This window comes from Rhodospirillaceae bacterium, assembly GCA_028819475.1.
Lineage (GTDB): Bacteria > Pseudomonadota > Alphaproteobacteria > Bin65 > Bin65 > Bin65.
In genome coordinates, this window is sequence record JAPPLJ010000071.1 from 1 (window position 1) to 2,359 (window position 2,359).

A 2,359-nucleotide genomic window follows, 5' to 3' on the forward strand; every position below is an offset into this window, starting at 1 on the left:
CGGCGGCGCGTCGCTCTGGGTGGCAGCGGCGCCGTTCGGGCGCTCGAGGAACTGGATCCGCGAACCGGGCACCAGCAGGATCTCGGTGGAGAAGCGGTCGCTGTCCTCGCCCTCCTTCCGCCACCTGCGGGTCTGGAGCTTGCCGCTGACGTAGACCAGGCGCCCCTTCTTCGCGTGCTTTCCGAGCATGTCGATCAGGCCGTTCTGGAAGGTCACGGCCTTGTGCCATTCCACGCGATCGACCCGCTCGCCGCTCTTGTCGACGTATCCCTCGTCGGTCGCGACCGACAGGTTGGCCACGCGCCCGCCGGACGCGAGATTGGTGATGGTCGCATCGGCGCCCAAGCGTCCGATGAGCTCAGCCCTGTTCATCCCGAAGCTCATGATCGTCTCCTTTTCATCCGAGTTTCTGACGATGGTTGCGGAACGAAGCGGGCCGGGAGCTCTCTCCCCGCCCTTCTCCGTTCACCCTCCTCCAGCCACTCTCCACCTCTGCCAAGACAGGCGCCGCGGTGCCCGACGGTTGGCCGACGACCTCACGGATCGCACGCGACGGGAGACCGGCTGTGACCGGGCGAGCGCCGGCGTTGGAAGCCGCCGGGGCGTAGTGGCGATCGGGGTCGTGCGGGATGGAGGCGGTCGGGGCGCGGTGGGGCCAGCCGGCAGGTGTCGCGAGGCCGGCAGCGCGTCAAGCCGCGGGCGGCTCCTCCGCTGCGCTACGGCCCTTCGGGTGACCCGCCGCCGGCCACGCGACGGGGGGCTGTCATGGCTGTAAGCAGGCTTCCAGCCATGGGCTGATGGCTGAACGAGGTCATTGCCCGATCGATCTCAAGCGTGACGCCAGGGTGATGTCACGCTCCAGATTCCTCGGCGCCATTGCAACGGCGGCGTCGAAGACGTTTCGGTCTCCGACGAAGACGACCTGCTGCGAGGCCCGCGTCGCCGCGGTGTAGATCAGCGTTCTGTCGAGGATTCTGGATCGGTAGACGGGCACGATCACCAGCGGCCACTGCGAGCCCTGCGCCTTGTGCACGGAGATCGCGTAGGCGAGCTCGATGTTGCCAGCGTCGGCAGGGCCCAGCCGATGCTCCTGGCTGTCGATGACCGCCCTCGCATGGTCCCGGTGCGCTTCGACGATTCGGCCGGTCGAGCCGTTCATGAGGTCGCGCTCGTAGTCGTTGCGGGTCCAGATGACGGGATCGCCTTCGGCGATGTCGGCGCGGCCGGGAACGAGGCGGGGCGTATGGGCGCTGCCCTGCATTCGCATCTCGTGGAAGCGCCGGTTGACGGCGAGGATGCCCGCCGGTCCTGCGTTGACCGGCGCGACGATCTGAGCGTCGCCCCGGCGCAGTCCGTCCTTGGCGAGCCGCGCGCCGGCATCGAAGATGACGTCGAACGCCTCCTCCGGGGCAGCGTCGATGAACGTCACCCCCGGCGCCAGGCCGCGGAAGCGGCCGAGCTCCGGGCGGCGGCCGTTTCGGATGGCCTCGGCCACGACCGGTATGCCGGTCTCGGCCGACTGGCGCATCACGCGGTCGAGGACGGTCTTCGGGATGGCGGGATGTTCGATGAGCACGTGGAAGGTCAGGCCGAAGCCGATGGGAGGAAGCTGCGCGGGGTCGCCGACCAGAACGAGGGAGGCGTCGCCGATGCGTCTGACCACCTGCCAGAGCAGGGGAAGGTCGACCATGGACGCCTCGTCGACGATGACGATGTTGCCCGCATGCAGGGGCATGCCCCCGTCGCCGGAGGTCTCCTTGAGGAAGCGGGCGATGGTCATCGCCGGCCTGCCGGTCGACTGGGCCATGCGCTGCGCCGCACGGCCCGAGAGCGCGATCAGCACGGTGTCGCGCCCGAAGCGGTCCGCGAGCTCGCAGATGCCGCGCAGCGAGGTCGTCTTCCCTGAGCCGGCATAGCCGCCCAGCACCGTCAGCCGGTGCCGGAAGGCGCGCGCGATGGCGGCTTTCTGCGGACCGGTGAGGCGGTGCGGCCGGCCGCGTTCGTACTCGGCAACGGCGTGCCCGATCTCGTCTTCGGCGAGAGGCGGCAAGGCTAGGTCGGACGCCGGCGCTTCGCCGGCGAAGCGCGCAAGCTCTTCCGCAAGGAAGGCCTCCATGGCGGCCGCGCCCATGGGCTGAACGCCGCCCTCGAAGGGCTCGGCGCCGCCGGCTTGGACGGCGCCTTCGACCGCCCAGGGTCCGGCGGGGCCGCCGTCCGGAGCCGCTGCGCCGGTCAGCAGCTTCGCGGCTCCGGCCTCCGCCGAGGCGCGGGACGTCCATGTATGGTTCCGGTCGAGGCGGCGGTAGAGGGTGGCCTCGACGGCGGCAACCGCGCGACGGGGATCGTCGGGCGCGACGCC

General features: G+C 70.5%; 2 protein-coding genes. Both read right to left on the reverse strand.

Translation table 11 applies throughout. The features are described 5' to 3' along the window. Positions 1–384 (reverse strand): single-stranded DNA-binding protein (ssb, locus tag OXM58_21050; protein ID MDE0150854.1); only part of this gene is annotated, 384 nt, incomplete at its 3' end. A 427-nt stretch (positions 385–811) separates the two neighbouring features. Further along, a partial coding sequence (locus OXM58_21055) for an AAA family ATPase (GenBank protein ID MDE0150855.1) occupies positions 812–2,359 on the reverse strand: 1,548 nt, incomplete at its 5' end.